Source organism: Streptomyces sp. NPDC002386 (assembly GCF_053593175.1).
In genome coordinates, this window is record NZ_JBSFBX010000020.1 from 96782 (window position 1) to 123256 (window position 26475).

The following is a 26475-nucleotide window of genomic DNA, read 5'->3' on the forward strand; positions in this document are numbered from 1 at the left end:
TGCCGGCCGATTCGATCCGTGGTCGGGTCACCGCAGGCCGCACTCCACCTGGCCGCCATCCTCATCTGGGCTCGGCGGTGACGATGAAGGGGACGACCTCTCAGTCGTAGAAGAAGAGCTCAAGGTCCTCGATTGACCCCGGCCCGGTGAGGAAACCCTCAGCCCTCGCGATCTCGTCTTCTGGTGGCAGTTCGCCCTTCAGGAGCTGCTGCATCCAGGCTTCTCCCTGCTCGCCGACCGCATAGATGCCGGACAGCAGCTCCGACATGCCGGCAGGGTTTGACGGGATGCGTCCGGCGACCGGTTGGAGCACCCAGCCGCCCGACCGGGCTGCGAGCCGCAGCACCCCGGCCCAGTTCGCGATCCTCCCGATGCGTACGTGCCAGGAGTCCTCGGTGAACGGGGCCGTCCGCCCACCATGGAGAGGGTTGGTCGCGGCAGCGATGTCCTTGATGACTTGCCGTTCCACGGCGTCACGGACCCAGCGCCCTTCCTGCGCTTTTTCAATGGCGGCGTCCCACCACGTCCACCCGCCTTCGAGTCGGTCCGCGAATGTGTCCATGTGGACAGGCTTCCACGCCTGAAGCCGCAAGCACTCAGGGGGCTCCGACCAGTGGCTCGACTCATGAAGGAAACAGGCCCTGGGCGGTTCCTTCGGATCACCTCGCTAGCAATGGCTCGATGCGGGCCCACTGGGTGTCAGTCAACGACACACCCAGACCAACGATCCGGTGATCCCTTCTCAGACCAGGGCCGCGGCGATGGCTGACGTCCAGGTGGCGGTGGCGCGGTGGGCCAGGCGGGTGGTGGGGGCGTAGCCCTCGAAGAGGTGGAACGCGCCTGGGATGACGTGGAGCTCGGTGTGGACGCCGACGGCCATGAGGCGGCGTCCGTACTCGATCGCCTCGTCGCGCAGAGCGTCGGCCTGGCAGATCTCGATGTAGGCCGGCGGCAGGTCGGTGAGGTCCTCGGCGCGCGCCGGGGCGGCGTACGGGTCCGCGGTGGCGGAGCCCAGGTACAGCGGCCACATGCCGCGGACGACGCGGCCGTCGACGATCCGGTCGTCGATGCACTCGTCGACCGAGGGCAGTGCGCAGCGGTCGTCGAGGGCGGGGACGAGCAGGAGTTGGAATGCGAGGCGCGGGCCGCCGCGGTCACGGGCGGCGAGAGCGACGGCCGCCGCGAGCGCGCCTCCAGCGGAACGGCCGGCGACGGCGAGGCGGGTGGGGTCCAATCCGAGACGCTCGGCGTTGGCGGCGGTCCAGAGCAGGGCCTCGTAGCAGTCGTCGAAGGCGGCGGGGTAGGGGTGTTCGGGGGCGAGGCGGTAGGCAACGGAGACGACGACCGCGTCTGCGGCCAGGCACAGGTCGCGGCAGTTTCCGTCGCCGGTGTCGAGGTCGCCGGAGATGAAGGCGCCGCCGTGGAAGTAGAGGACGCCGGGGCGCGGGCCGTCCAGCGGCTTGGCCGGCCGGTAGATTCGGAGGGTGATGTCGCCGGCTGGGCCCGGGAGGGCGAGGTGGTCGACGGCGATGCGGGGGTCGTGCGCCGGAGGCTTGGCGGCGAGCAGTTCGCGTAAGTAGGCGCGGGTGGTGGCCGGGTCGGCGAGCGGGTCGAAAGGCGGGACGCAGTCGAGGACTTCGGCTATCTCGGGGTGCAGGTGCATCGTCGGCGCTCCACAGTCTCATTGATATGGTCACGGCGCGCCGACGCTAATGGTCACAGTGATACGGTGTCAATTGAATGGTCGAGTGCTGGTGAGGAGAGAGGTCGGACACCGTGGCGAAGGACCTGACGCCGTCTCAGCTGGTCGTGCTCGGCCTGATCGCCCGGCACGGGCCGACGACGCCATACGAGCTGAAGGCCAGGGTCGAGTCCTCCGTCGGCCACTACTGGCCGATCCCGCATGCCCAGCTCTACCGCGATCCACCCCGGCTGGCCGATCTGGGTCTGCTGCGCGAGGACGCCGAGGAACAGGGCCGTCGGCGCCGGGTCTTCCATCTGACTGCGGCTGGGCGTGAGGCCCTGCGGAGCTGGCTCGCCGACCCGACCACTCCCGAGCCGGAGACCCGGAACCCGGCCTTGCTCAAGCTGACCTTCGCCGACCTGGGCGCCGCCGGCCAGGTTGCCGCACTGGCCGACGCCCAAGCGGCGCAGCACCGTGGATGGCTCGACAGCTACCGTGAGATGCGCGCCCACCTCGACCCACACGCCCCGGACACCCCGGCGCGCATCCGCCTGCTGACCCTCGGCATCGCGCACGAGCAGAGCTACGTCACGTTCTGGGAATCCCTGGCAGCCGACCCGAACGGCACCGGCGCCCCGGGATCCGAAGCAGCGGTCTAGTGATGCTTCGGGCGGCCTAGAGCCCTCGAAGGCCCACCGGTGGGGCCTGGCGGTATCGGTGGTGCCCGATCACGTAGGCCTGGGGGGCATCGCACGCGGAGGAGGGCGCCAAGGCAACCGACGACGACGCGGCGGTGGGGGAGCGGTGCCAGGGCCCGCGAACCCGGCCTGATCCACGAAGATCGGGGAGACGCCCGACGCCCCCTAGGGGCTGTCCGAGGAGTCGTGTGAGCTGATCGGGCCGTGGCGTAAGCGCAGTTGGGCCTCTTGGGAGGCGCTGTCGCCGGGCTCGCCGGCACTGAGAGCTCGTCACCAATCCGCCAACCCTTGCCTGCGTCGGCCGGTTGGGGAATGTGGTTGCGATGGATCAGGCGGATGCGGTGATACTCCGGCATGAGTAGAGATGCCGAGGTCATCGTTCTCGCCCGCTGGTCGGACGAGGTCATGGAGCCGCTGACCCAGGACGATCCAGAACGCACGTGGCGAGGCCGCTTCGTCCCGATAGCGGGGCAGTGGGGCTACGAGTTCGGATGGGCCCTGGAGTTCGAGAAGATGCGTGCCCGCAAGGGCCTGCTCAAGCACCTGGAGTCGCTGGCGTGGCCGCATCCGCATACGGTGCAAGTTCTGCTCCGCGACCAGGACGACCACTGCTTCGGGCTATGGATGTTCCATGAGGACCGACTGGTGGAAGTCACCATTGCGCGCACCGAGCGTTTCCACCAGCCGGCACCGCCCAATGAGGACTTCGAACCCGACCCGGGCATGCTGCTGCGTACCGACCAGGACACGGCCCTGCCCGAGCAGACCCCGGAGGCGCGCCGCGACACCCGCCCACCCTGGTAGACCGAGTTCGACAGTTCAGTACGGGACGCCAGGGCTTCGACGCGCTCGTGCTCAGCGAATTGCGCCACCCCCCCCCGGGTGCCGGGGCGCTCTACTGCGTACGGAGCCATAGGCGGACAGCAGCCACGGGACCGTCCCGTGGAAGATGTTCGCCCGCTTGTCGAAGCGTGCGGCGACGGCCCGGAAATTCGTGAGCCGGTTGATGGTCCGCTCGACTTGGTTGCGGCGGCGGTAGATCGACTGGTCGAACCCTGCGGGTCGGCCGCCTTGCTGCCGCGGCGCCTGCGGTTGGCCCGCTGGTTGCTCGGTTCGGGGTATCGGGTGGCGCAACCGTGCCACTGCTTGATCTTGTCGACGCACCGACCGAGCCGCCTGTGGTTCGCGGCTTGGTCGGTGCGGCTGTGGCATCACTGCCCGGATACCGCGCCGTCGCAGGTGAGTGCGGATCGTCCGGGACGCGTGCGCCCTGGATCAGCGGGCGTGGGTGCCGGCAAGCCACGTCCGCCAGACATGTCGCGTGTTCGGCACCTCGGGATGGTCCAGCAGCCAGAGAACGTAGCCCGCCTGGAGCTCTGCCCACGAGTCCCCCGAGCGATGAGCTCTCTGGAGCCTGTCGCGCAGTTCGTCTCCATCTGTCGCCCGGGCCACGCGCACGTACTCACGATCCTTGCACCGGTAGGGCCGCCGGACGGCGAGGTCGACCAGATCGATGAGTTTCCCTCTCACCTGGCCGTCATGGTTGACGGTGGCAAGCTTCCGTATCAGAGCGTCCTTCGCACTCCAGTCCTTCGCGTGCCGTGTCCACTCCTGCGGGTACCGGGCCTCCCATTCCAGGAACAGCAGAGCGAAGTGCAGCCTCGCCCCCGTGTTGACCTCCCCGGAGCCCGGCCCGATCCACAGCGCGTCGGGCAGACAGCGACTCGCTGCCTGGTCGTAGGCCTTCTGCGCCGCTGCCCGGTGCCGCGCCTTGCGCCGCAACCGCGGGGTCGGGAACCACGCCTTGATGAGCCTGAGACGAGCGGACTCGACCTGTTCCTGGGCAGCGGTCAGTCGATCAAGGGCAGCGGCGCGTTCGGCAGGAGCCGGTGCCATCAAGCCGTAAGCCCACGCCAAACGCTCAGTCCACCCGTGGTCGTCGTCGACACCCGAGTCCGCCATCTCTGTCACGCGGCAAATCATGGCCTGATCGACACGCCGAGGCGATCCATATACGCACGGTGGGGGCGGTGAGCCCATCGGGACAGCGACGAAGTACGTCACGTCCCAGTGTCCGTGCGACTTCGTCGCGGTAGTACGGCGGAATCGAAGGGAAGAGGCCGTGGCGTGAGAGGGCACGGCGTGCGGGATGCGGGAAACTCCGGGCACAGAGCGCGACGGACGCGACCGAGCGGTATCGGAGCGTACTGACCGGATACTGCCACCGCATGCTCGGCTCGTATGCTGAGGCCGAGGACGCCGTGCGGGAGACGATGGTTCGGGTGTGGCGGAACGTCGACCAACACTGGACGGCCCCTCCCCAATGCCGCACGTCATTGAGGCCGAACGTCCGCGCGACCGCTGTCCCTCCCGGAAAGCTGAGGCCATGGCCATCGATCTGAACGCTCTGCGAGCCCACTTCCCCTCCCTCGACACCGGCCTCGCCTTCTTCGACGGCCCCGGCGGCACCCAGACCCCCCGCCCCGTCGCCGACGCCATCACCGCCACCATGACCGGCCCCCTCTCCAACCGAGGCGTCACCAGCCCGTCCGAACTCAACGCCGAACACACGGTGGTGGCGTTCCGGGCCGCCTACGGGGACCTGCTCAACGTGCCCGCCGACGGCATCGTCCACGGTCGCAGCGCCACCCAGCTCACCTACGACTTCTCCCGTCATCTCGCCAAGGACTGGAAGCGCGGCGACGAGATCGTCCTCAGCCGTCTGGACCACGACTGCAACGTCCGCCCCTGGGTCCAGGCCGCCCAGCGCGCCGGCGTGACCGTCCGCTGGATCGAGATCGATCCCGACACCACCGACCTCGACCTCGGGTCCTTCCGGCGGGCACTCTCCGCGCGAACGCGTCTGGTCGCCCTCACCGCGGCTTCCAACGTCCTGGGCACCCAGCCGCCCGTCCGGCAGATCGCCGACCTGGCGCACGAGGCCGGCGCCCTCGTGTTCGTGGACGGCGTGCACTACGCCGCCCACCACCTGGTCGACGTGCCCGCCATGGGCGCGGACCTGTTCGTCTGCTCCCCATACAAGTTCCTCGGACCACACTGCGGCGTGCTCGCAGGCTCCCCCGAACTCCTCGAGACGATCCAGCCCGACAAACTCGTTCCGTCGTCCAACGCGGTGCCCGAGCGCTTCGAGTTCGGCACCCTGCCCTACGAGATCCTGGCGGGCGCCACCGCCGCCGTGGACTTCCTCACCGCCCTCGACCCCGGTACACAGACGACGCGTCGAGAGCAGCTCACGCACTCGCTGGGCTCCCTCCACTCACACGAGCGGACCCTGCGCACCAGGCTGGAGGAGGGTCTGCGAACCCTCGGAGCCGCCGTCACCCTGCACTCCAAGGCAGCGGACCGCACCCCGACCCTGCTGATGAGCTTCGACGACCGGGACGCCCGCCAAGCCCAGGCACACCTGGCCGCTCGCGGCGTGGTGGCCCCCGCCGGCTCGTTCTACGCGTACGAGCCCTTCAACGCCCTCAAACTGCCGGACCCCGCACTGCGAGCCGGCCTCGCGCCGTACAACACCGCCGACGACGTGGACCGGCTCCTCGAGGGCCTGTCCACATTCGTCTGATCCGGCCCGGACGCAACCAACCAGCACGCTCGCATCCTCCATGGCGTCCATCGGGCCGCGCACCGTCAGTTCGCCGGACGCCGGACGCCGGACGCCGGGTGACGCGAGCGTGTCAGGGCGCCGTCAGCGGGCCGTCAGCGGGTCCTGCCACAGTTGTTCCTGTGAACGGCAGCGGACAGCATCCGCAGCCGGGAACAGGGAGAGGTGCCCGGAGTGGTTGATCGGGGACCAGCGAGCTCGCCTCACGGTCGGGCCCTTCGGGGCCCACGCAGGTTCGAATCCTGCCCTCTCCGCCGTAACCCCTCCAGGGGCGGTGCGCGCGGTCAGGGGCCGTGCATCAGCCCTCGATTGCACGACACCCGTAGGCTCGTCCCATGACAGAGACGCCCCTCGCCCTTGATTGACCAATCCAGCAGAGAGACACGCGCTAGTCGTCGGCCGGAAGAGTCAGGGTGACGGCACGGTCGCGGACGGGCAGCAGACACCCCTCGCGCTCGCTGCACGCGCCGTAGGTGAGGAACACCCGCGCCCGGTCACGGTCCCCGCCCTCGACCCGTCGTACGGGGAGTTCGAGAGTGACCTGGCCATCCCGGTAGACCGGCAGTCGGACGCCGAGACCCTCCGGGCGAAGTACGCGCTCCCGGGCCTCGGTGGTCGCCGGGCCCGTGGGCCGCAGGGCCCCCGCGGCACGGATGCGGGTCGGGATGCCGATTCCGTCGACGCCGCCGTCGGGAAGGGCCAGGCTGTACAGGTGGAAGCCGGATCGCTCGGGCCGCAGGTCGGCAAGGACCCGCAAGTCGTTGTCGCGGGACTCCACCCGGACCGACACCGCCACGCCACCGGCCGAGAAGGGGGCGGCCACGACGGCAGAACCGCTTTCGTGTACCCCCGCGCACCCGGTGAGAGGAAGGGCGGCCAGCGCCAGCGTGAGTGCCACACTCGTGGTCGCTCCGCCCGCTCGGAGCCGGGCGATCATGCCCATCGCTTCAAGAACCGCTCGACCTGGTCGGCCGACATGGTTCGTGCGTTGGCGAACTCGCCCCGGTCCGTCGCCACCTTGGTCCTGCCGGAGGCAGGGTCGAGAACGGCCAGCGCCGGTATGCCGCTCGTCCGCAGGTTCACGTAGCGCGCGGCCACATCGAGATTGTGATCGAACTCGCCGACGTCGACGGTTACCACGTGGTACCCGGCAAGCGTCGCGGACGGCCCGGGATCCTGGAAACGGGCGCTCAGGACACGGCAGTCCAGACACCAGTCGGCGCCGAAGTCGACGAGGACGGGCCGGCCGTCCTTCTTCGCTGCCTTCAGAGCGGCCTTGATCTCCGCCGCGGCGTCTGCGTGCGGGTCGTAGCCGTGCGCGGAGGCGGCGGACGCCGTGGGCGTGGCGGGCGCCGCCGACTGGGTAGCGGGGGCGGCCGTGGCGGAGGGAGGGGTCTTGTGGGATGTGGTGGGCTCACCGGCACAGCCGGTGAGCGCCAGCAGAGCGGTTCCGGCCGACAGCAGTGCGGCCGGGAACAGGTGACGCCTCACGTGACTCCTCGTCGTCTCTCCGTCAAAGTCGGCCTGCGCGGGCCCGGAGGCCGTTCCCGTCCGTGCGCGGCCTGCTCGGGTGCTGCATGCGCTCGGGTGATCCAATCACGCGTTCGACAGACAGGCGCACCGGTTTTCGCCCGGCCTCGTGTCCACCCGCGAGACCCTGCGCCACGATCGCTCTGGCGGCTCGTAGGCGGCGCCGCCTGCTTCGTGGCGCGTGCCCTCGGGTGGATACTCATGGCACGGTTCAGGGCGCCGTGTACGGCAGCCGCAGACCGAAGTCGACGCTCCGATCCGCCTCCCTGAGGATGCGGGCGGCTTCGGCGTTCACCTCAGCCGGGACATCGCCGCGTTCCCCGACGAGTTTGTCGTAGATCGGTGCATCGCCCCAGGTGTACCGCATGTGGTCCTGCTGATTCACTGTCATGTCCCTTCCCCGTTTACACAAACGGCTTGTGAGTCTACGGGCGCACGGCAGGGTCGGTGATCCACCATCGGACTCCGGCGTCCCCACCGCCCCGGCGGTCTGCCTGACCTGCCCGGCTCCCACCCGCGTCTCGAACCGGTGGACGCGGTGCCCTCGCCATGTCGCCCCGCATAGGGCTCAGTTGAGCAAAGGCGGGCGCTGCCCGGGAAACGCCTGACGCCCTAGGGTCCGGTCGGGCCGAGACCCCGGTGTCGACTGGACACCGGGCGCACCGGGGACTCGGCCGCCCAGGGACAGCAGCTCCGCGCCGCCGAGGCGGCGTCCACGTCGTACCGCTTCGCCGCGGCACTGAACGGGCCGCGGTCGAGGGGCGGGCCGGCTGAGAGTGCCGCAGGGCCGTATGCGCCATACGCTCGACACATGTCCGACGTCACGTCTTCCGGCGCCACGGCCGACGACCTTCCCGCACCGGCCGAGGGCCTGGTGCTCACGCACTTCCTCACGGTCAGTGACGTCCCCCGCTCACGGGCGTTCTACGCCGAGGTACTGGGTGGGAGGGTGGTACTGGACGAGAACCCCTGCATCGTCAAGGTCGCCAACGGCTGGATCATCATGAACCCGGGCGGCGGGCCCACCGACGACAAACCCGATGTCGTCCTGCGCACGCCGGAGGACCCCCACACCGTCTCCAGCTTCCTGAACGTTCGGGTGGCCGACATCCACGCCTTCTACGCGACGGCGAGCGCCAAGGGAGCCGAGTTCCTCACCCCGCCCATCGACCGCCGCGCCGAGCTGCGGTGCTACATGCGTGATCCGGACGGCTACCTCATCGAGGTGGGCCAGGCCACGGGGCTGCTCGAAGGCATCCTGGCGCGGGTCGACACCGAAACCTGACGAAGGCCGCCTCGTCCGGCATGCGTCCCTCGTGCCACGCGACCAGGCAGGTGGCCTCGGTCCGTCCGTCGCAGCGGCGCAGCAGGCGTGACGATCACGCGGCAGGAACCCATCGACGACGATCGCTACCAGGAACTCGTCACCGACGGCCCCCGGGTGATCGCCGCGTCCCGGCCGGGCCGCTCGCCGGTCTCCCTGGAGCGGCAAAGGCACGTCTGCCAGGTCGATGCCCTGATATACCCGGGCGTCTTCACACGCCGGCTCATCGCCCGCGGCCAAGGTGGCCACTGGCTCCCGCCTCGGCGTGACGCCTGGAGGGCAGCCGACAGCACGTCCGGACGGTGACCCTCCGGATCGATGCCGCAGTCGTAGCGGCTATCCTTGCTCACCGGCCGGGGCCGACTGCCGCAGCCAGGGTGTCCGGGCGCAGCCCGATGCCGCACATCGCCAGGCGATCTTGGAATGGATTCCTCCGCTCCAGTGCTGCACCCCTGTGGGCTCACCCTCTTCCCAGGGCGCTTCGGGTCAGGACGACCGGCGCGACCGGGTGAGGAGACCGCGGACGAGTCCGCACCGCACCGCCCCGCTACTGGTCCCCGGCCCGTCGTCTTCGAAAGGTTCTCCTGCACCATGCCCTTGGCTCTGCTGGCCCTGGCTGTCGTCGCGTTCGGCATCGGCACGACCGAGTTCGCCACCATGGGGCTGCTGCCCCAGATCGCCGACGGGATCGGTGTGTCCGTGCCGCACGCCGGCAATGTCGTGTCGGCGTACGCGCTCGGTGTCGTCGTGGGCGCACCGCTGCTGACGGGCATATGCGCGCGTGTACCGCACAAGCGTTTGCTGCTGCTCCTGACCGGACTGTTCGTGATCGGCAACACCGCGTCGGCTGTGGCGCCCGACTTCGGCACGCTCTTCGCCGCCCGTTTCCTGGCGGGCCTGCCGCACGGCGCGCTGTTCGGCGTCGGCGCCGTCGTCGCCTCGCGGCTGGTCGCTGCGGACAGGGCGGCACGTGCCGTCTCGAAGATGTTCCTCGGACTGACCGTCGCCAATATCGTCGGGGTTCCGGCCGCCACGGCCCTCGGCCAGCATCTGGGCTGGCGCTCCGCCTACGGCGTGGTCGCCGTCATCGGCCTCATCGCGCTGGCCGCGCTGGCCGCGTTCGTCCCGCACCAGCCCCGCGGGGAGCAGTCCGGCATCCGGCACGAGCTGCGGGCCATGGGTAACAAGCAGGTCGTCATCGGTCTGGCCACGGCGGTCGTGGGCTTCGGTGGATTCTTCGCCGTGTACAGCTACCTCGTCCCGATGCTCACGCACCTGACCGGGATCTCCGACTCGTCGACGACCTGGGTGCTCGCGCTGTACGGCGTCGGCATGACACTGGGCACCCTGATCGCCGGACCGCTCACCGACCGCGCACTGCGCCCGACGATGTACTGGGGGCTCATCCTGCTGGCCGCGGCCCTGGTGACCTTCTTCTTCGCGGTCCACAGCACCGTCCCCGCCCTGGTGACGATCACCTTCATCGGCGCGATGGGCTCCCTCATCACCACACCCATCCAGATGCTGCTGATGGCCAAGGCAAAGGACGCCCCGACGATGGCGGCGGCCTCCAATCACTCGGCCTTCAACCTGGCCAACGCAGGTGGTGCCTGGCTCGGCGGCTTGGTCATCTCGGCCGGGTGGGGCTGGGCCGCGCCCAACCTGGTCGGCGTGGCGCTCGCCGTGGCCGGTCTGGGGCTGGCCTTCACGGGCGGGGTCATGGACCGGGGTCAGCGGCGCTCCGAAGTGATCACGCAGGCGTCGCCGGCCGAGCGGAAGGCATCGGTCACCACCGCGGACTGACAGACGAGCGGCCTCTACACGTCCCGGCGGGGCGTCGCGTCCAGCGGACAGGCGGGGCCACTCGGACCGGCCTCTTGAACGTCGAGGCTCTGCGGGCATTCCTGCTCGACCAGGACGTCGTGTACGTCGGCGGTGGCCACACCGTGAATCTGCCGGCGGTCTGGCAGGCCGACGACACTCACGGGGTGATCGAGAAAGCGCTGCCGTGCCGGTTGCCGGACGGAGCGACCTGCCATGGCTGCTGATGCCACCGTCTCGATCCAGGACAGGGCTCTGCGGCATGTCGCGGCAGCGTCCAGCGGGAAGCCGCTCCCTGAGGACCTGCGGGTGACGATGCACTTCCATCCCGACCGACCCGCGAGGGACCGTCCCATCCTGATCCAGATGGCTGACGACGGTGTCTACCGGTCACAGTTCGTCACAGGAACGAGCAACGGCGGCCTGACCGCTCACCCAGGTGGAGACCGCTGGCACTGGGAGAGCCGCATCTTCGCCGGCGCGTACGACGACGCCGCGCCCGCCGAGCGTCCTGTCTACGGCGCGTTGAACTACCGCCGCGATCCGGTCGGCGGTGCGCCACGATTCGGCTCCTCCTTCTTCAGACTCACGCCCGAAGCCCTCACGCGCGCTACGTTCTGCTACCCGGACAGCTCCGCCGAGCCGTCTTCCTTCGGCGTTGCCCACCGATGCTCGCTCGTCGAGCTTGCCGAGGCGGCGGACACGGACCCTCTGGACGGGCACATCGAGGCACAGATCCATGGCCCTGTACGGTTCGACGTTGATGTAGAGGCACTGGTGCTCGATCCCAGCTATCGCGGCACAGCGGTCGAACACGCGGCACAACGCCTGCCCTGCCCGGTCGCATGGCATCCCGGTTTCCGGCTCAGCGTGGCCGAACTGCGCCACCACCCGCGTTACCGGGGCCAGGAGTACGTCGACCTGGGAGCGGAGATCGCCGACGGCGGCCGGCTCACTCCCCGGATCATCGGGGACGCTGCCCGAACAGGCCGCTACGCTCTCCAGGACCTCAAGAAGGTCTGGCACTGCCTGGCCCGGTTCGGGAAGCTCAGCGGCTCTTGAAAGCCGCGCCCGTCAACAGCCCGCAAGTACGCCGGTCCACCCGGAGCCGACCGAGCTGATGTGCCCGGGGCTCGCGACTGCGGCCCTCCGGAACCGTCCAACTCACCGCCGGGCAGGCGGCGACGCGCCCGCCTTCGCGCCCGTGACGGCCCCCTGTCGCGGCCACCACGTGTTGCCACTAGAGCCACGGCGTCGACGGATGGTGGTAGGTGGACTGGACCGTTGGCCAGTCGTAGCGGTTGACGTCGGGGCTCTCGACGATGGCCCGACCGCCGTTGCCGTTGACGAAGCCGGCGAGTCTGCGTTGGAAGGAAAGCCAGAGTTGATGCGCGGCGCCGAAGACGGTGGCCGCCGCGGCGCTGTCGATGAACGACGTCGTACGGTCCGCGCCGCGGGTGTAGAAGACGAACTCACCCGCCAAGCCTGGTGTGAAGCCGAACTCTCGATTGCCGCTGACGGGATGGCCGCCGTCGTCGGGCGTCCACAAGGTGGAGAACACCCAGTGGTCGGGCCCGTTGTCCGACAGGACGACCGAACCGTCATCGACGTTGACGCCCGAGGAGAACATGTCGATGGAGACGACCGCGCCGGTGAACGCCGTCGGCAGAAACGGCGGCAGCCAGGCCGCGGTGTCGATGTTGGGATCGTAGGGCTGGAAGTTGCAGCCGTCCGGCGAGCCGTCGACGAAATCGTTGAGGTTACGGCGCACGAACTCCAGCAACTGCTCAGCCGTCATGGTGCTGCTGCCGTCCGTCGGCAACGCTTCGACCCGTACAGGGTAGTAGTCGAGACTGACCGGGCCTTTCGCGTCCTCGATGGCGTGGACCACCCGAGACGGGCCGAACAGCGAGAAGCGCGCATTCAGGCCTGCCTGCAGGGGCCCCGACGGGCGGAAGCTGATCAGACGCTCCCAGGCTTGCAACGCCGGTGGCGCCGGCACCGGCTGAGGCGGCGGGGCTGGGGCGGGTTGGGGCGTGAACAGCGCGTTGAGACGGCCACTGGTTCCGGGACCGACAACACCGTCGTGTGCCGGCAGTCCCGGGGGGACGGGAAGCTGCTGGTCGACTTTGAACCGCCGCACGGTGTCGGTGGTGGCGTCGTCGTAAGTGAAGGTGGTGAGCAACGGGTAACCAAGATCTCGCAGCGCGCCCTGAATGGCTCCGACGGCCATCGGGTCGTTCGACTCGTCGACGACGAGGTCCCCGTTGGCGTCAAAACCGTCAGGCGTCATGCGGGCACCGTTCACACACTGCTCGAACTGGCTGATGTCCGCGAATCGCGGTGCGACGGCGATACTCATCACGCGACCTCCTTGCTTCACAGGTCCGCGCACGCGGTCTGGGTTCCGCAGAAGAACGTCGGCATCCGGTGACGTCCGGGAGCGGCGCAGGGTGGTATGAGCCAAGGAACAATTCAAGGTGTTCTGGAGGCGTTCCGCGCATCGGCGGCTACGCGCGACCACACGGGCGCGATCTGACGACGCCTCTCCAGCAAGACATGCTGTACGTCCAGCTTGTGCCTCTTGGGGTGCCGTGTCCACCGCTGATGTCCAGGTGAGTCTCGCCGCTCCGGGAACAGGGCGCCGGAGCCCGGCTGGGTCCGGACTGTTCACATGGCTGCGGACGATCACCGCACCGCCGGCACGACCAAGGTCAGCATCACCGCCCCCGCGTACGACACCAGAAGGGCTGGCGGCACCCATGGCTGGGGTAGGCCCGCTGCGCGGGCGTGGCGTGCCCTCCTCGCGCACTCGACCACCCCGGTCAGACCGCCGAGGAGGCAGAGCACGTGGGCCCAGCGATGCCAGCCCGTGCTGTCCTGGGCCAGGCCGAACGCGCCCCCGCCTGTCATCACCGTTGCCCACAAGTACGCCATGAACGGCACCACTTCGGGCTTGTCCTCCGCCGCTGAGCACTCCGACACGGTTCTCCCTCGTCTCGTGGTCATGGACGCAGCCGGTCGGACCGGGGTTGCCGGAGCCTGTGGTGACGGCCAGGACTCATCGGTCGCCGTCCGGATCACTGATCTGGCGCCGCACGAACGGCGCTCTCGCCGTGGCACGCGGGCGAGTCGCTGCTGCACCCCTGACCGGCGTCCGCACCTCCAGTGCGCGGGACCGCGTGGTCGTTGCCCTCCCCACGGTATGAGGGGTCAGGTGAGGGCCTTGCGCAGGTAGGCGGGCAGAGCCTGACAGATGGCCGGGTCCGCTTTCCAGCCAGGGTCGGTGAGTTGACCTGGGGTGATGACGCACTGACCGCCGTTGTCCGGGCGGACGACGACGCGGAACGTTTCACCCCGGCTGTCCCGGCCGGCGAGGTACGCGGCGAGGACGGCCCGGCCCAACTCGGTGGGATCGACGTTGCTGGTCGCACGACCGAAGTCTTTGCAGATCCACACGCCGCTGAACCGTTCGTGCATCAGGATTTCCCACCGCACGCAGCTGGTCACTTCTTCGCCGAACACAATCGCGATCATCCCCCGCGAGTCGGCCCCCCGTACCGCTACCTGTGAGTACTGGCCGGAAAGCGCGCACGCAGGTGCTCGATCCGTGAGATTCGGGGATTCAGGAGCGGGCCGCACGAGGGAGCACTCGCCGCGCGTGCGGCGCCTGCCAGAAAGCGATCACCGACCCGACGGAAACCTTGTGTGCGCCCGCGGTGTGAGCTCGCTGGTACCAGTCGTCGACGTCCGCCGCTTCGGGTAGGCACACGCTCATTGGCATGCGCATCACCATCGCATCCAGTGAACCCGTCCAGGTCCACCCCGGGCCAAGAGGGGTGATGGTGAGGCCGCCCCAGTCAGGCCGCGCGGCCTCACGTCTGTACCAGCCATTAGGCTTTGATCGCGTTTCGCGCTTTGCTCCGAAAGGACACGCCATGGCCCACGGCACCCTCGCCGACGACATCCGGCAGAGGCTGGGCGAACTGAGCCCCGCCGAACGCAAGGTCGCTCGTGTGCTGCTGTCCGCCTACCCCTCCAGCGGGTTCGAGACCATCGCCATCATCGCCGAGCGCGCTGCGGTCAGCGCACCCACCGTCCTCAGATTCGTGGCCCGGCTCGGCTATCACGGCTTTCCCGAGTTCCAGGCCGCGCTGCGCGCCGAACTCGATGAACGCAGCGCCTCTCCGCTGGCCCTCTACGAGGCCATCGAGGACAACCCGAGCGACGACACCCCCTCCGGCCTTCTGGCACGCAGCGGCAAGGTGTTCAGCCACGCGGTCACCCAGACCCTGGCCGAGACCCCGGCGGCCGACCTCGAAAGCGCCATCGCGCTGATAACCGACAGCAAACGACGCATCACGCTCGTCGGAGGGCGCTTCACCCATCTCCTGGCCCAGTATCTCGGCCTGCATCTCATGCAACTACGCGGCGACGTGCACTTCTTGCCCAGAGGCGACGTCGAGCGCACCGCCGCCCTCGCCCAGCTCAGCCGCAAGGACGTAGTCATCATCTTCGACTACCGCCGTTACGAGGACGACAAGCTCTCCATCGCCCAGCTCACCCAGGAACACGGCGGCAAGGTCATCGTCTTCACCGACACCTGGCTGTCGCCCACCAGCGCCCACGCCCACGTCGTCCTGCCGAGCCAGGTGTCCACACCCTCGCCCTACGACAGCCTGGTCCCCACGCTCGCCGTGGTCGAGACGGTCGTCGCAGGTGTGGTCACCGCGCTCGGCGAAGCGGGCCATCGTCACATGAAGCACAGTGAGGACACCGCTCGCCGAGCCGGTCTGGTCTGACCGGGCCCGCGGCCCCGCCGTGCGGCGGACGGGCGCACCCACGACGCGCGCCTTCCGGAGGGTCGCTCACGGCGGCGGAGCGGACCCTCCAGACCACGCTCCGCGAGTGCCCGACCGGAATCGGAGCCAGCACCGCGCCTGGCGGCACCGAGGGCTGCCGCGTGAGCCCATGTCCAACACCTGATGCATCCGTCCTCTGCCCGGCGAGCGAAGCCCGACGTGAGCAGTACAGCCCTGGTCAGCCATCGAAGTCGATCATCCTGCCGTCGGAGCGCCCGATCGCAATGACCACTCCCCGTGACCGCCGATCCAGCCAATTCGCGGTGCGCCTCATCCGTTGGGCCGTGATGTACGGAAGAGGAGATGAACACGCTGAGCAGTGAGTGCTATGCACCATGAGGAGACGGTATGGCCGATTTTGCCGATTGCGAAGTCGAGTCCGTATGGGACTACCCGCGGCCACCCGCCGTGCTGCCGGACAACCGCCCTGTCCGTGTGGAGTGCGGTGGCCACGTGGTGGCCGAGACAAGGCACGCGGTCCGGGTACTGGAGACCAGCCACCCGCCGACCTTCTACATTCCGCCGGAGGACGTACGGTCGGATCTGCTGTTTCTCACCGAGGGCCGCACCTGGTGCGAGTGGAAGGGCAGCGCTCGTTACTGGGATGTGATCGTCGGTGACGTGGTGCGAAGCCGGGCCGCCTGGAGTTACGCGAACCCCGAGCCCGCGTATTCGGTCCTCCGGGACTACTTCGCCTTCTACGCGAGCCGTGTCGACCGCTGCCTCGTCGGCGGTGAAGAGGTGCAGGCACAGGAGGGGGACTTCTACGGCGGCTGGGTCACGAAGGAGGTGCGAGGGCCCTTCAAGGGCGCGCCCGGAACACGTGGGTGGTGAGCAGAGCTCGCAGCAGCCGCCTCTGTGCAGTGGGTGCGCTGCTCCTGCGTCGCAGGTCATGACCGCGTCGCATGGGTGCGGAGCGGGACGATACGGGCCGACCCGGATCGTTCTCGTGGAATCACGGACGTTCTGTCCCGGGCTCCCTTAACGTGATGGGACGCAACGGAAAGGAGCGGGCTCGTGGCGGAGAGTGACTCCGAGGGGGTGGACACTCGTGACGATGCCGTCGTCACCGAGTACTGGGAGGCACTGCACGATTTCGCCGACAAGCTGAACGCCTTTCACATCTCCCGCGGTGCGCCGTCCTATCGGGACATCGCCAGGGCCTCGCGCGAGCCGAAGCTCAGTCAGGTCGCCATCACCGAGTTCCTCGGGGGCAGACGACTGCCTCAGCTCAAGGCGCTGATGGAGTTCATCCGAGTGGTGAGTCCCGAGCCGCACGCGGCCACCGACGAGGCCGAATCCCCGGAAGCTGTGCGGCAGAAGTGGCGTGAGCGCTGGATGCACGTCAGAAGACTTCAGCGTCAGGTGCAGGATCCGCTCGGCCACCTGAAGACCACCGTCAGAGACCCTCTCGACCGGGCCGAGAAGGAAGCAGAAGCACTCCGTGCCGCCGCGCGTGGCGAAGCGACCCGGATACGTGCCGATGCCGAAGCCGACGCAGACCGCTTGACCGCTCAGGCCAGGGCGCGGGCCGACGAGATCCTCGAACAGGCCAGAGAGCAGGCTGAACGACTGCGAGCCGACGACGAGACGGCGAAACCCGACAAGGCTGTCACCACAAGACGGCTCGGTGTCCGTCTCCGTCGGCGACCGTCACGCCCCGCTGCCTATACGGCCGCCGCAATGCTGGCCGTCGCCGGGAGCGTCTTGGGCGTGGTGCACTTCTACGGACAGGCGTCCGGGTCCTGCCATACGGCTCTGACGGCCCCGCCTTCCGCCGCCCTCTCGGCGACGTATGCCGATCTCCGACCCATGGGTGCGGTGGTGGCGAAGGAGCAGGCGGGGGCAGGGCGTCTGCCTGAAAGCTTCATCACCGGTGGCCGGCTCACGTTGACGGGAACACCTGTGGCACCATCGGCTCCCACCTCAGCCACACCTTCTGTGTCTGCCTCACCCACGCACCCCACCGTGCGCCCGTCCGCCGGCAGCACGACCTCCGCGGACCGGTGCCGCTAGGAGTAGGCCCTGCTTTCCCCTGCTGCGTAGCCTTGGACGGTTGCGACGGGATCACGGTTGAGCCCGTGCGGACGACCGTGCCTTCACCATGGCCTTGCCGTGTGATCAGATCGGCCGGTACCAGCGGGTAGCGGCTCGGGGAGGGCCGCGGACGAGGGGGAAACCGCGATGCTCGATGTCGCCAGAGAGACGAGACAGCCGTGCCCGGAGTGCGGCACGGAGATCCGCGGCGACAGCCGGTTCGCCATCTGGTGCGCCGCCTGTGACTGGAACGTTGACCCGGAGGAGCCGCAGCCGGACGGGGGGCCGCTGGACCGGGCCGAGCGTACCCTGGCCCGACGACACGGGGAGCGACTGCTCGACGAGATGATGAGCGGTCAGGTGCTGCGGCCGCGGCGCGACGCGTCGGCGGTCGCGGCCTCCGTGCTCGCTCTGCTCGTGCACGGTGTCACCCTTGCGCTGGCCGTGCTCGGTGTCTGGTGCGTGGTGGCGGGCTGGGGTGGCGTCGGTGTGGTCGCGGGTGCAGTTCTTCTGGTGCTTTTCTGGGCGCTCGCGCCGAGGGTTCGCCGCCTGCCCGACGACCGGCCCGTGCTGTTCCGGTCTGAAGCGCCCGAACTCTTCGCCCTGGTGGACGAGGTGGCGCATGCGGTGGGCACGCGCAGCGTGCACGCCATCGTCGTGGACGGGAGCATCAACGCCGCTGTCACTACGTACGGTGTGCGCGGCCGGCGACTGCTCGTGCTGGGCATGCCGCTGTGGGAGATCCTCACGCCCGAAGAGCGGATCGCTTTGCTCGGGCACGAGTTGGCGCACTACGCCAACGGCGACACACGCAACGGATTCGTTGTTGGCACGGCGGTACGCACTCTGGCCCTCTGGCACCACACCCTCCAGCCGCTGCCGGACCCGTCCGGCATCGAGTTGGCCGTCAACGCCCTCTACGTCCTGCCACGCCTGCTGGTCCGTGGACTGCTGGTGCTGCTCGTCCGGCTGACGTCGAGAGCCGGAACGCGAGCCGAATACCTCGCCGACCGGCTGGCCGCCCGCACCGCTTCCACACAGGCAGCGGTGAACCTCATGGACCGGCTGCTCATCACCAACTCGCTCGCGGTTCTGCTGCGCAGCGAGGCCAACCGCGCGGCCCTCGGGGGATCGAGGTCCGCCCGGGAGGCGAAGGCCCGGGCCGATGAACTCTGGTGCCTGCTCACCGCGTTCGCGGCGTCCGTACCTGAGCACGAGTACGAACGGCAGCGACGCGCCGGCGCCCGGCGCGGGCACCAGGTCGACGCCACCCACCCGCCGACCCACCTGCGGCGCGCCTGCCTGCTCGCTGGCGAGTCCCTGCCCGCCGTGGTCCCGCCGCAGGACCATCGGAACGAACGGATCGCCACAGAACTCGCCGCGGCTCGCACCGAGGCGGCCCGGCGCCTGCTGCGCGACGGCCTGGTGGACTGACACCGGGGCGGGGCTACAGATCACCGCCCGCTGACCGAGCCCTTCGTCGGCTGCTTGCAGCCTTCGACGCCGGGCGCCTTCATCGCTCGCCGGCGGGCCTCCCGCCCCGGGGAGGAGTACCGCATCCCGACAGAGGAGGAGTGGGACGCCTTCCTCTCCCACTTCGAGAAGCGGAAGGTGTCCATCGGTACATGCGCACGCGCCTTCGGATCCCCTTGCATCCATGAGCACGCTTGTGTCAGATGCTCGCTCCTCCGGCCTGATCCGGCCCAACGGTCACGGCTGATCGACATCCGTGACAACCTGATCGCCCGGATCGCTGAGGCGGAGCGGGAAGGATGGCTGGGCGAAGTCGAGGGCCTCCAGGTCAGCCTCACCGGCGCGCAAGGCAAGCTGGAGCAGCTCGATGCCGAAGCAGCCCGCCGACCCTCCACAGTTGATCTCGGCATGCCGACCTTCGCAGACGTCGCCATCCGTACCACCACTACGTCGACGGACCAGCACCGTCCCTTAAATCCATGGTCGCCACGAAGCTGAACTGCCTACGCTCCAACCCATGCGAACTGTTCTCGTGTTTCCCGCAGGTGAGCGAGCTGCGACCGTCGCCTCGCTCAATCGGCATCTGCCCGAGCAGCGCAATCCGTGGACTCTGGACGGCAACCTCTACATCGACATCGACGATGAGCAGACCGGCTACCTCTTCTCCGATTGGGATCCCGAGGATGTGGCGATCCTCGAAGCGGCCGTCGGACATCACCCCACTTGGGCGGTGCAGATCGACATCTCCGGGCGGATCGACGGCACCGCAGAGGTTCACCGAATGATCGCGCTGCTGCTTGAGCATGGAGGCGTGGCTACGGACGACTACACCCCCCACCCTTGGACCCTGCCGGAAATCCTGTCTGGAGCGGTGATCGACGGCCTGCGGTTCTTCGACTTCCGCGGCTACCACGAGCTCAACCGCGAGCACGGGCGCTCCTGACTCTGTCCGCTGCTCCCTCCTGCGCCCCGACCCCGCCCAGCGCGGCCGCCTGGTGGAGATCTGCGACAACCTCCTCGACCGGATCGCCGAAGCCGAGAAAGAGGGCTGGCTCGGCGAAATCGAGGGCCTGCGCGTCAGCCTCGCCGACGCCGAATCCAGAATCGACCAGATCGACTCCGCGCCCGGCAGCGTGGCGATCAACCTCGGCATGTCGCGCAAGGCCCCGGCTCACCCCGCCCAGAAGGAGGGAGCAGGGTCGCTGAGACAATCGCGGGATGATCAGCAATGAGATCCGGTTCGATTGCCAGCACCGTGACGACAGGGGTCTGCTCGTGGTCGTCCCTCACATCGACGGAGCACCACTCACCGAGCTGATCGATGAGTACGAGATCGCGGCCGGGATGCAGCCTGCAGGTGATGCCTACGGTGGTCTGATTCCGGAGTTCTTCCGGTTCGGCCCGATGCAGGACCACTTCCTCGGACTGTCCACTAGCGCGATGGGGCCGAAGACCCCCGTCCTCGGTTGTGAATGCGGTGAGTGGGGGTGCTGGCCGCTCATGGCCCGCATCACCGCGACAGCGGATCTCGTAGCCTGGGACGCCTTCGAGCAACCCCACCGCAAGACCCGCGACTACGTGGCATTCGGTCCGTTCCAGTTCGACCGCCACCAATACGATGGCGCCTTGCAGGCCCTGAGCGCGGTGATCGACTCCGCCGCCGACGACACGAGCGCATGAACACTGCCGTCAGTCCGTCTTGCCGCACATGGAGTCCAGGGGCGGAGGCCAGCGGCGGGGGACTCGTCCTCACCCGTCGGCGACGGGCAGGCTGTGCCACCAGTGACCGCATCCGCCGGAGCAGAAGCGTTCGCGGCGCCGTTCGTCTGCGACCGCGAGGACCTTGACCAGTAGCCGGAACGACTTGCGTCGTTCGTCGACAGGGGTGAGGCCGGCGATCTTCCCCAGTTGCTGGTCGATCGGGCCGCAGGTGATCAAGACCGCCGGGGTATGCGTCGGGCGCAGCCCGGCACGTCGGATGCTCTCCGGTCCGTCTTCGGTGACGGCGCGCGCCTGCACGCAGTGGTGGCGCAGGAACAGGAGTATCTCGGCCTGCTCCTCCGGGCTGTGGGTGTCGAACCACTCGATGCCCTGTGACATCGGGCGCAGTCCTTGGGCGAGTTCGTTGAGGATGATGTCCCGCTCGGTCATGATCAGCTCCCGCAGGCCAGCGAGGCGAAGACCTCAGCGGTCTCGTCGACGAAAGCGCACAGTTGCTGCACGGCCTGCCGACAGTCATGCGGGTCGAGAGCCGCCACGGCCCGGACTTCGAGCCATCGGTCCCAGGGACCGGCCGGGGCAAGGAACCGTGTCGTGTACTCGGAGCCGAGAATCTCATCGAGGTACAGAAGCGTCCCAAGGACGACTGCCTGGTCGTAGTCGAGGTCGGGACGCGACAAGTAGTGATCAAGGTATGCGCTGAGCAGTTCGGCATCCGCTGCAGTACCGAACTCCGCAAGGGCGACGCAGTATGCCGCGCCCGCATACGGCCCCTCGCTGGCCAGCAGGAGCCGACCTATGAGCTCGCGGAACTCGGACCTGTGGGCCGCAGCAACCAGCCAGGCGGCAGTCTTGCGCTCGCGCCATCCACCCTCGAAGAGGACGCCGAGCTCCGCCGGAGTGATTTCGTACGCAGCCTGAGCCAGATCCCGCACAAACGCGGAGCGCTCAACCGGGCTCAACCGGAAAACGCTCCCGCCCAACCGAAGGTATCGCCGATCAGGCGTGACGAACCGCCGAACCAGATCCTGCAACTCGGGATCGCTCTGGACATCACGCATAGCCGCATCCTGGCCCGGGACGGTACTCATGTGCCACAGGTTTGCCGACTGCCTCAACGGACCGTAGTTACTGGTTCAGAGAAGCCTGCATTCGCTGCCCGATGCTCAGCATCAACCCGAAGATGCTGTCCCGCCTCAACGAGCTGGAGGAGGACCTCCTCGCCCGCCGCGAACGAGCCGTCGAAGAGGACTGGCGAGGCGAGATCGAAGGCCTCGATCTGACGCTCACCTTCTTGCGGAGCAAGCGCGAGCAGGCCCGCCGCTTCCAGCGCAGCGATCCTGTCTCCCTCGGAATGCCTCCGATCCCGCATCAGAAGCCCCAGGCCACAGAGAGGTAAGCAGCACTGCGAACACCAGAAACGCGGCCTGGGTCAGAATCAGGCGCATGGATGTTCCCAAGCTGCTGGAAGCCGCTTCCCTGCTCGTCCCCGAGGAAATGGCCACCGAGAACGACATCACGGTGGCCGACGTCTGGGAGTACCTCACCCACGACGAGTGGGAGGTGGCCCTTGACCTGCTGGAGGAACTCGGAGACGTCCAACCGCTTCCCCTGAGTTTCTGGGAAACCCTGGCCACCGCTGCCGAACAGATGCGGCTGGAGACGAGTGCGGCCTGGTGCCACTGGCGCTGCTACGAAACCCGCAACGGCATCATCCGGGCCGACCTCACCCTCCGCCCGGCCGCCGAGGCCCGACGGCAGACGCCCATCTCCGGCGCCGGCGTCCTGCGACCGATGTGGAACATCGGAAACCGAACCCCGACCGGCGAACCGGCCCTCAACATCGCCATGCTTTGGGTTGAGCGCACGCCCTTCCTCGAACCTGGCGGGCGAGCCTCGGTGCGACTCGCGCCCCTTGACCCTCAGCAGTGGCAGCACCTTGAGCCCGGCCAAGTGATCACCATGCACGAGGACCGAACCGTGGCCGGGACGGCAGTCGTCCTGGAGGTTCAGCGACCCTGCGGCCACGCCCACGGCATAGAGTCGAACGATCAGTAACGACCGCGGGAGGGGAACATGGCGGAGCGGACTTGGCATCTCAGACAGGGTGGGCGGCTGGTGGGAACCTTGGCCCTCGAAAGCGGCGACATGTTCTGGTCCGACTGTCGCTTCGAACCCGGCCCAGCCTGGGAAGGGCTTGCTCCCTTGTTCGCCGCGTCCCGTGATGCCTGGCGCCGTGGTGACGAGGATGCGGCCTTGGCCGCAGACGAGACGATCTACGCCCAAGACCTTGTCCTCGTTCCGGACAGCGGCGGAGCCCCGATCACGGAGTTCCTGATTCGGATCGAGGGGGAGGTCGCCCGATTCCGTCACTGATCGGGCGCAGTCACGCTCCTTCGGCCTTCTGACGCCCGCGTTGGTGCAGAGAAGATCCATGTCATCCGGTCCCGCCGCCACAGAGCCGGGAAACGGTTCTCCCGGGCCGCCGGGAGGCCGATCGCCGGAGAGTACGCCTGGTAAACGGTGATCGTTGAGTCCGTGTGATGGGCTCTAATCTGAAATTTGGGCTTTGCCATGCGGACCAGGGTGGGCGGAGTGCTTCGGGCACGCCATCGATTTACCAGTGCGTCAGGCCGCCGGGCCCGCGAGCGGATGTGGGCGGCGGTGCTGCCGGCGGCGGGGAGGAAGTGCCCGGACCGGCTCGCGAGCGACGGAAGCGCATCGGCAACGCATCGGCGAGTACCGCGCCGCGGTCTATTGACTCTGTGTCAGTCGAGTCGCGTGGTGCGTCTGGTGGTAGAGAACTGTCCGGCCGGTTCGGGTGCGGGTGACGAGGCCGGCTCGGTGGAGTACGCCGAGGTGGTAGGAGACTGTGGCAGGACTGAGGTAGTGGCGTGCTGCCAGCTGCGCGGTGGAGGCTGGTTGTGTCAGTGCCGCGAGGAGTGCCGCCCTGGTGGGGCCGAGCAGCTGGGCTGTTTCGGCGGTGGGTGCTCCTGGGGAGATGGTGTCGGTGATGGCCTTGTCGCGCACGGGATGGACGAGCATCGGGGGCCTGGCTCCGTCACGTGTCGGGTCCACGGCCACGGCCGGTTGAGGCGCGACGAGGGATGGTACGACGATCACCTGGGGTACGGGCAGCGCGATCTGGTACCGGCTTTCGACGTGCAGGGTGCCGTCGGCCCATCGGATGTGCGGGTGCAGGGAGTTGAAGAGTGCCGCTGCTCCGTGTCGGGCCAGCACGCCTGCGCATCTGTCGACTTCCGCGTCGAGCGCGCTTTTGGCGGCTTTCCAGTGCGGGGCGAAGGCGAGCTCCCAGTAGCGCCGCATCTCGTCCGCGGCCTGCCGGGCCACGTGTGCACCGCCCCGTGCCATGGCCCGCCGTACTCCCGGCGGCAGCTCGCAGCCGGCGAGCCCGTTGCACGGCCGCCCGTCGCGGAGCGCCTGCAGTTCGCCCAGGACGCGCTCGGGCGGGGTGCACCGTACCCGCTGCAGCTCCTCTTCGACGCTGGGGGAGGGCTGCACGGGATGCGGGCTGAGGAAGTCGGGCACGTACCCGCCCGCGTCCAGCGCCAGTTCGGAGAGCAGGGGCAGCTGGGCCCGGCGCAGCACACGTCGGGCGCGGGCGACCCAAGGGTCGGCGTCGGCGGCCGGGCGCATGCCCCAGGGCAGCAGGGTCGCCACGACCTCGTGCAACGGGGAGATGGCGAAGCGGGAACGGGCGAGCCCGGCGGCGTCCACGGTGAGCTCGATCAACGAACCTCCCGACCATCCAATCCCGTTGGCGCAGCGGCCGTCTTCGAACCTGCTCGAATCATGGCACGGAACATCGCGACGGCACGCCTGATTGGCGCAGCCTGGTGGCCGCGGCTTGATCGCCGCGGGAGCCGGGGGCCAGACCGGGCATGGGGCGGTTGGTTCGGCAGGCCCTGCGGTACATCGTTGGGGAGGTGGATGGATGCGCGTCATGACACGTCTGCTCTGTCTGGGGGCTTCGGTGCTCCTGGCGGCGGCCGGCACAGCCGTTCCCGCGGGCGCTCGGGGCCTACCCGAGGTCTACGTCGTCTCGCGGGATCCCGGCACCCTGCCGGAGGGAATCGCGGTGGAGCCGGACGGCACCCTGTACGTGACGTCCAAAGGCACCGGCCGGCTGTTCACGGGACGGATCGGTGATGCCGAACTGCGGCCGTTCGCCGCTCAGGGCATCGCCGATCGCCCGAGCGCGCTCGGGGTGCACACCGATGCCCGCCACCGCGTCTTCTCCGTGGGCGGCTCGATCCTCACGGTGCACGACCGAGCCGGGCGCCTGGTCACCCGCCGCAGGGCCGAGGACGGCCCTCTCGGCGCCGCGAACCTCAACGACCTCGTCATCACCAAGGACGCCGTGTACGTCACCGACTGGGCCAATCCCGTGATCCACCGAGCCGTACTGCGCGCCGGTCGCCTTGGCCCGCTGCGTCCCTGGCTCGACATCCGCGGCGCTGCTCCACGGTTTCCGGCCCAGTACTGGCTGCTCAACGGCATCACGGCTGACCGGACGGGCAGGACGCTGCTCGTGGCGTCCAACGGCACGGAGGCGGTGTGGCGGGTGAACACCACCACGAAGGCCGTCGAGGAGGTGCAGCTCGGTGGGGCGTCGTTCGGGCCGGACGGCATGCTGCTGCGGGGCCGCCATCTCTACGCCGTGCTCAACTACGGTGCACCGGCGGGGGTTTACATCGCCGAGCTGAGTAGAGATCTCCGCAGCGGGACGGTGGAGCATCGGATCACCGGTGACCGGTTCGCCCTGCCGACCACCCTCGCTCGGCACGGCTGCCGCCTCTACGTGGTCAACAGCCAGCTGGACGATCCGCCGGGGCAGCCGCCCTACACCGTCTCTGCCCTCTCCGATCCCACCTGCCGGTAGCCGGCACCGCCAGGTGAGGGGGTGCACCGCAGCCGGGACGAAGCCGGGACTCCGGCGGTCGAGCGGTCGGAAACATGGACAGCGACGTGTAGCGGCCGGTGTCGGCCCCGCCGATGCGTTGCGCAGATCCCTTCGGCAGCCACCCCTCTCATGCCGGCCGGTGCTCCTTCCCGGGCCTTGGTGTCGGGCAACGACATCAGCCGGGCTGGATGGCTCGGCACGTCGGCCTCCGCCTGCAGCAGGAGCCGCCGTGCGTGTTGGAGAGAAGCCTCAGAGCAGCCGAGATGCCATCAGTCGACGAGCGCGACCCCATACCGCCTCGAACTCTTCGGAGGACAGCTGCTCAGGCGCGTGGCCTTCCCATTCCGAGACGGGCAACTCGGCTGTGACACCGAACCTGTTGTCGTACTCACCTTGATGCCCGACGTTCTGGGCCCGCTGCCATTCCTCGAGGGAAGCTGCTGCGATCGGCGTTGATGCAGGGCCCTGGAGTTCGACCTGGCGCGTCACCCAGCCTTCGGCGTCGAGCTCGAAGTAGAACCAGACGTCTTCCTCGTCCCAGTAACAGCGCATCCATGTCGTCACCGGTCCATGATGACGGAGCACTTCGGCCACGACCTGGGCTTCCACCTCACCATGCCGCCCCCTGTGCTCGTCTCCCGCCGGCGACGCCATAGGGGAGAGGGAAGTCCGAAGCGGTGAGGTCAGACGCGGACGCCGAACATGAACGGTCCGCCGATGGTGTCCATCGACTCGTACCGCACGACCGTGCCGGTGCGCGGGGCGTGCAGGATCTGGC

At 68.7% G+C, this 26475-nt stretch carries 33 protein-coding genes and 2 pseudogenes; 20 read left to right on the top strand and 15 right to left on the bottom strand.

What is annotated here, in order from left to right:
• Positions 1-100 precede the first annotated feature (100 nt).
• Together ACWCPN_RS31655 and ACWCPN_RS31660 are read right to left on the bottom strand one after the other, a co-directional pair.
• On the bottom strand, positions 101-562 hold the full coding sequence (locus ACWCPN_RS31655; RefSeq protein ID WP_451213196.1) for a hypothetical protein: 462 nt from the start codon (positions 560-562) through the stop codon (positions 101-103).
• Positions 563-742: 180 nt separating this feature from the next.
• Positions 743-1663, bottom strand: a complete 921-nt coding sequence (locus ACWCPN_RS31660) for an alpha/beta hydrolase (RefSeq protein WP_451213199.1) — start codon at positions 1661-1663, stop codon at positions 743-745.
• A 113-nt stretch (positions 1664-1776) separates the two neighbouring features.
• On the opposite strand from ACWCPN_RS31660, the gene ACWCPN_RS31665 reads away from it, so the two are divergent.
• Together ACWCPN_RS31665 and ACWCPN_RS31670 are read left to right on the top strand one after the other, a co-directional pair.
• Entirely contained in the window at positions 1777-2343 is a 567-nt protein-coding gene (locus tag ACWCPN_RS31665) for a PadR family transcriptional regulator (RefSeq protein ID WP_451213203.1), read from the top strand.
• Positions 2344-2736: 393 nt separating this feature from the next.
• Positions 2737-3186 (top strand): hypothetical protein, encoded by a 450-nt coding sequence (locus tag ACWCPN_RS31670; RefSeq protein ID WP_451213206.1) that lies wholly within the window; start codon positions 2737-2739, stop codon positions 3184-3186.
• Positions 3187-3277: 91 nt separating this feature from the next.
• On the opposite strand, the pseudogene ACWCPN_RS31675 reads toward ACWCPN_RS31670, so the two are convergent.
• Both ACWCPN_RS31675 and ACWCPN_RS31680 read right to left on the bottom strand, forming a co-directional pair.
• Positions 3278-3503, bottom strand: a pseudogene (locus ACWCPN_RS31675) (IS5/IS1182 family transposase); the annotation flags it as partial.
• Between the two features lie 154 nt (positions 3504-3657).
• On the bottom strand, positions 3658-4344 hold the full coding sequence (locus ACWCPN_RS31680; RefSeq protein WP_451213291.1) for a hypothetical protein: 687 nt from the start codon (positions 4342-4344) through the stop codon (positions 3658-3660).
• A 143-nt stretch (positions 4345-4487) separates the two neighbouring features.
• On the opposite strand from ACWCPN_RS31680, the gene ACWCPN_RS31685 reads away from it, so the two are divergent.
• From ACWCPN_RS31685 to ACWCPN_RS31695, 3 genes and pseudogenes are all read left to right on the top strand, one after another.
• Positions 4488-4784: a sigma factor gene (locus tag ACWCPN_RS31685; RefSeq protein WP_451213294.1), complete on the top strand. Its 297-nt coding sequence runs from the start codon at positions 4488-4490 to the stop codon at positions 4782-4784.
• On the top strand, positions 4769-5968 hold the full coding sequence (locus ACWCPN_RS31690) for a cysteine desulfurase-like protein (protein WP_451213209.1): 1200 nt from the start codon (positions 4769-4771) through the stop codon (positions 5966-5968). Before ACWCPN_RS31685 ends, ACWCPN_RS31690 begins: the two co-directional genes overlap by 16 nt.
• A 198-nt stretch (positions 5969-6166) precedes the next feature.
• Positions 6167-6261: pseudogene (locus tag ACWCPN_RS31695) on the top strand.
• A gap of 134 nt (positions 6262-6395) precedes the next feature.
• On the opposite strand, the gene ACWCPN_RS31700 reads toward ACWCPN_RS31695, so the two are convergent.
• The 3 genes from ACWCPN_RS31700 to ACWCPN_RS31710 form a co-directional block, all read right to left on the bottom strand.
• Complete coding sequence (locus ACWCPN_RS31700; RefSeq protein ID WP_451213212.1) at positions 6396-6830, bottom strand: hypothetical protein; 435 nt, start codon at positions 6828-6830, stop codon at positions 6396-6398.
• Between the two features lie 110 nt (positions 6831-6940).
• Entirely contained in the window at positions 6941-7498 is a 558-nt protein-coding gene (locus ACWCPN_RS31705) for a thioredoxin family protein (protein WP_451213215.1), read from the bottom strand.
• Positions 7499-7748: 250 nt separating this feature from the next.
• Entirely contained in the window at positions 7749-7928 is a 180-nt protein-coding gene (locus ACWCPN_RS31710) for a hypothetical protein (protein ID WP_451213217.1), read from the bottom strand.
• Between the two features lie 420 nt (positions 7929-8348).
• Here ACWCPN_RS31710 and ACWCPN_RS31715 point away from each other — a divergent pair, with 420 nt between their 5' ends.
• From ACWCPN_RS31715 to ACWCPN_RS31730, 4 genes are all read left to right on the top strand, one after another.
• Positions 8349-8822 (top strand): VOC family protein, encoded by a 474-nt coding sequence (locus ACWCPN_RS31715; protein ID WP_451213220.1) that lies wholly within the window; start codon positions 8349-8351, stop codon positions 8820-8822.
• A 630-nt stretch (positions 8823-9452) separates the two neighbouring features.
• On the top strand, positions 9453-10664 hold the full coding sequence (locus ACWCPN_RS31720; RefSeq protein WP_451213223.1) for an MFS transporter: 1212 nt from the start codon (positions 9453-9455) through the stop codon (positions 10662-10664).
• A gap of 74 nt (positions 10665-10738) precedes the next feature.
• The gene (locus tag ACWCPN_RS31725) at positions 10739-10909 is read left to right on the top strand and encodes a Type 1 glutamine amidotransferase-like domain-containing protein (RefSeq protein WP_451213225.1); all 171 of its coding nucleotides are present in this window, start codon (positions 10739-10741) and stop codon (positions 10907-10909) included.
• Positions 10899-11744, top strand: coding sequence for a DUF3626 domain-containing protein (locus ACWCPN_RS31730; protein ID WP_451213228.1), 846 nt, complete (start codon positions 10899-10901; stop codon positions 11742-11744). The genes ACWCPN_RS31725 and ACWCPN_RS31730 overlap by 11 nt, the downstream gene beginning before the upstream one ends.
• A gap of 178 nt (positions 11745-11922) precedes the next feature.
• Here the strand turns inward: ACWCPN_RS31730 and ACWCPN_RS31735 are convergent, their stop codons facing one another.
• Both ACWCPN_RS31735 and ACWCPN_RS31740 read right to left on the bottom strand, forming a co-directional pair.
• Positions 11923-13044, bottom strand: coding sequence for a peptidoglycan-binding domain-containing protein (locus tag ACWCPN_RS31735; protein ID WP_365128105.1), 1122 nt, complete (start codon positions 13042-13044; stop codon positions 11923-11925).
• Positions 13045-13895: 851 nt separating this feature from the next.
• Positions 13896-14219, bottom strand: coding sequence for a hypothetical protein (locus tag ACWCPN_RS31740; RefSeq protein WP_451213232.1), 324 nt, complete (start codon positions 14217-14219; stop codon positions 13896-13898).
• 401 nt (positions 14220-14620) lie between these two features.
• Between ACWCPN_RS31740 and ACWCPN_RS31745 the strand changes: the two genes are divergently transcribed.
• The 4 genes from ACWCPN_RS31745 to ACWCPN_RS31760 all read left to right on the top strand — a co-directional run bounded on the left by ACWCPN_RS31745 (position 14621) and on the right by ACWCPN_RS31760 (position 19015).
• Positions 14621-15484, top strand: coding sequence for a MurR/RpiR family transcriptional regulator (locus ACWCPN_RS31745; RefSeq protein ID WP_451213235.1), 864 nt, complete (start codon positions 14621-14623; stop codon positions 15482-15484).
• Between the two features lie 408 nt (positions 15485-15892).
• On the top strand, positions 15893-16378 hold the full coding sequence (locus tag ACWCPN_RS31750; protein WP_199209142.1) for a DUF427 domain-containing protein: 486 nt from the start codon (positions 15893-15895) through the stop codon (positions 16376-16378).
• A gap of 183 nt (positions 16379-16561) precedes the next feature.
• Positions 16562-17560 carry a hypothetical protein gene (locus ACWCPN_RS31755; RefSeq protein ID WP_451213240.1) on the top strand — a complete coding sequence of 333 codons (999 nt, stop codon included), beginning with the start codon at positions 16562-16564 and terminating at the stop codon, positions 17558-17560.
• A gap of 168 nt (positions 17561-17728) precedes the next feature.
• The gene (locus tag ACWCPN_RS31760; RefSeq protein ID WP_451213243.1) at positions 17729-19015 is read left to right on the top strand and encodes a M48 family metallopeptidase; all 1287 of its coding nucleotides are present in this window, start codon (positions 17729-17731) and stop codon (positions 19013-19015) included.
• A gap of 276 nt (positions 19016-19291) precedes the next feature.
• On the opposite strand, the gene ACWCPN_RS31765 is transcribed toward ACWCPN_RS31760, so the two are convergent.
• The gene (locus ACWCPN_RS31765; protein WP_451213246.1) at positions 19292-19519 is read right to left on the bottom strand and encodes a hypothetical protein; all 228 of its coding nucleotides are present in this window, start codon (positions 19517-19519) and stop codon (positions 19292-19294) included.
• Between the two features lie 52 nt (positions 19520-19571).
• On the opposite strand from ACWCPN_RS31765, the gene ACWCPN_RS31770 reads away from it, so the two are divergent.
• Genes ACWCPN_RS31770 through ACWCPN_RS31780 form a run of 3 tightly spaced genes read left to right on the top strand, consistent with a single transcriptional unit; the run spans position 19572 to position 20734 of the window.
• Entirely contained in the window at positions 19572-19997 is a 426-nt protein-coding gene (locus tag ACWCPN_RS31770) for a hypothetical protein (RefSeq protein WP_451213249.1), read from the top strand.
• Positions 19998-20049: 52 nt separating this feature from the next.
• Entirely contained in the window at positions 20050-20286 is a 237-nt protein-coding gene (locus ACWCPN_RS31775; RefSeq protein ID WP_451213252.1) for a hypothetical protein, read from the top strand.
• A complete protein-coding gene (locus tag ACWCPN_RS31780; protein ID WP_451213255.1) occupies positions 20273-20734 on the top strand; it encodes a hypothetical protein in 462 nt (153 codons plus the stop codon). The genes ACWCPN_RS31775 and ACWCPN_RS31780 overlap by 14 nt, the downstream gene beginning before the upstream one ends.
• Before the next feature lie 69 nt (positions 20735-20803).
• Here ACWCPN_RS31780 and ACWCPN_RS31785 read toward each other — a convergent pair whose 3' ends face one another.
• Together ACWCPN_RS31785 and ACWCPN_RS31790 are read right to left on the bottom strand one after the other, a co-directional pair.
• Positions 20804-21205, bottom strand: a complete 402-nt coding sequence (locus ACWCPN_RS31785) for a DUF5958 family protein (RefSeq protein WP_451213258.1) — start codon at positions 21203-21205, stop codon at positions 20804-20806.
• A 2-nt stretch (positions 21206-21207) separates the two neighbouring features.
• On the bottom strand, positions 21208-21834 hold the full coding sequence (locus ACWCPN_RS31790) for a DUF6000 family protein (protein ID WP_451213260.1): 627 nt from the start codon (positions 21832-21834) through the stop codon (positions 21208-21210).
• Positions 21835-21935: 101 nt separating this feature from the next.
• Between ACWCPN_RS31790 and ACWCPN_RS31795 the strand changes: the two genes are divergently transcribed.
• Genes ACWCPN_RS31795 through ACWCPN_RS31805 form a run of 3 tightly spaced genes read left to right on the top strand, consistent with a single transcriptional unit; the run spans position 21936 to position 23149 of the window.
• Positions 21936-22172, top strand: coding sequence for a recombinase (locus ACWCPN_RS31795; RefSeq protein WP_451213263.1), 237 nt, complete (start codon positions 21936-21938; stop codon positions 22170-22172).
• A 47-nt stretch (positions 22173-22219) separates the two neighbouring features.
• On the top strand, positions 22220-22831 hold the full coding sequence (locus ACWCPN_RS31800; RefSeq protein WP_451213266.1) for a hypothetical protein: 612 nt from the start codon (positions 22220-22222) through the stop codon (positions 22829-22831).
• Positions 22832-22849: 18 nt separating this feature from the next.
• Positions 22850-23149 carry a hypothetical protein gene (locus tag ACWCPN_RS31805; protein WP_451213269.1) on the top strand — a complete coding sequence of 100 codons (300 nt, stop codon included), beginning with the start codon at positions 22850-22852 and terminating at the stop codon, positions 23147-23149.
• On the opposite strand, the gene ACWCPN_RS31810 is transcribed toward ACWCPN_RS31805, so the two are convergent.
• Both ACWCPN_RS31810 and ACWCPN_RS31815 read right to left on the bottom strand, forming a co-directional pair.
• Positions 23143-23349 carry a DUF4291 family protein gene (locus ACWCPN_RS31810; RefSeq protein ID WP_451213272.1) on the bottom strand — a complete coding sequence of 69 codons (207 nt, stop codon included), beginning with the start codon at positions 23347-23349 and terminating at the stop codon, positions 23143-23145. The two genes, ACWCPN_RS31805 and ACWCPN_RS31810, sit on opposite strands and share 7 nt — an antisense overlap.
• Before the next feature lie 178 nt (positions 23350-23527).
• Positions 23528-24526: an ArsR/SmtB family transcription factor gene (locus ACWCPN_RS31815; RefSeq protein WP_451213275.1), complete on the bottom strand. Its 999-nt coding sequence runs from the start codon at positions 24524-24526 to the stop codon at positions 23528-23530.
• A 211-nt stretch (positions 24527-24737) separates the two neighbouring features.
• On the opposite strand from ACWCPN_RS31815, the gene ACWCPN_RS31820 reads away from it, so the two are divergent.
• Positions 24738-25676 carry an SMP-30/gluconolactonase/LRE family protein gene (locus ACWCPN_RS31820; RefSeq protein WP_451213278.1) on the top strand — a complete coding sequence of 313 codons (939 nt, stop codon included), beginning with the start codon at positions 24738-24740 and terminating at the stop codon, positions 25674-25676.
• 270 nt (positions 25677-25946) lie between these two features.
• On the opposite strand, the gene ACWCPN_RS31825 is transcribed toward ACWCPN_RS31820, so the two are convergent.
• Positions 25947-26249, bottom strand: coding sequence for a hypothetical protein (locus ACWCPN_RS31825; RefSeq protein ID WP_451213297.1), 303 nt, complete (start codon positions 26247-26249; stop codon positions 25947-25949).
• Positions 26250-26475 lie beyond the last annotated feature (226 nt).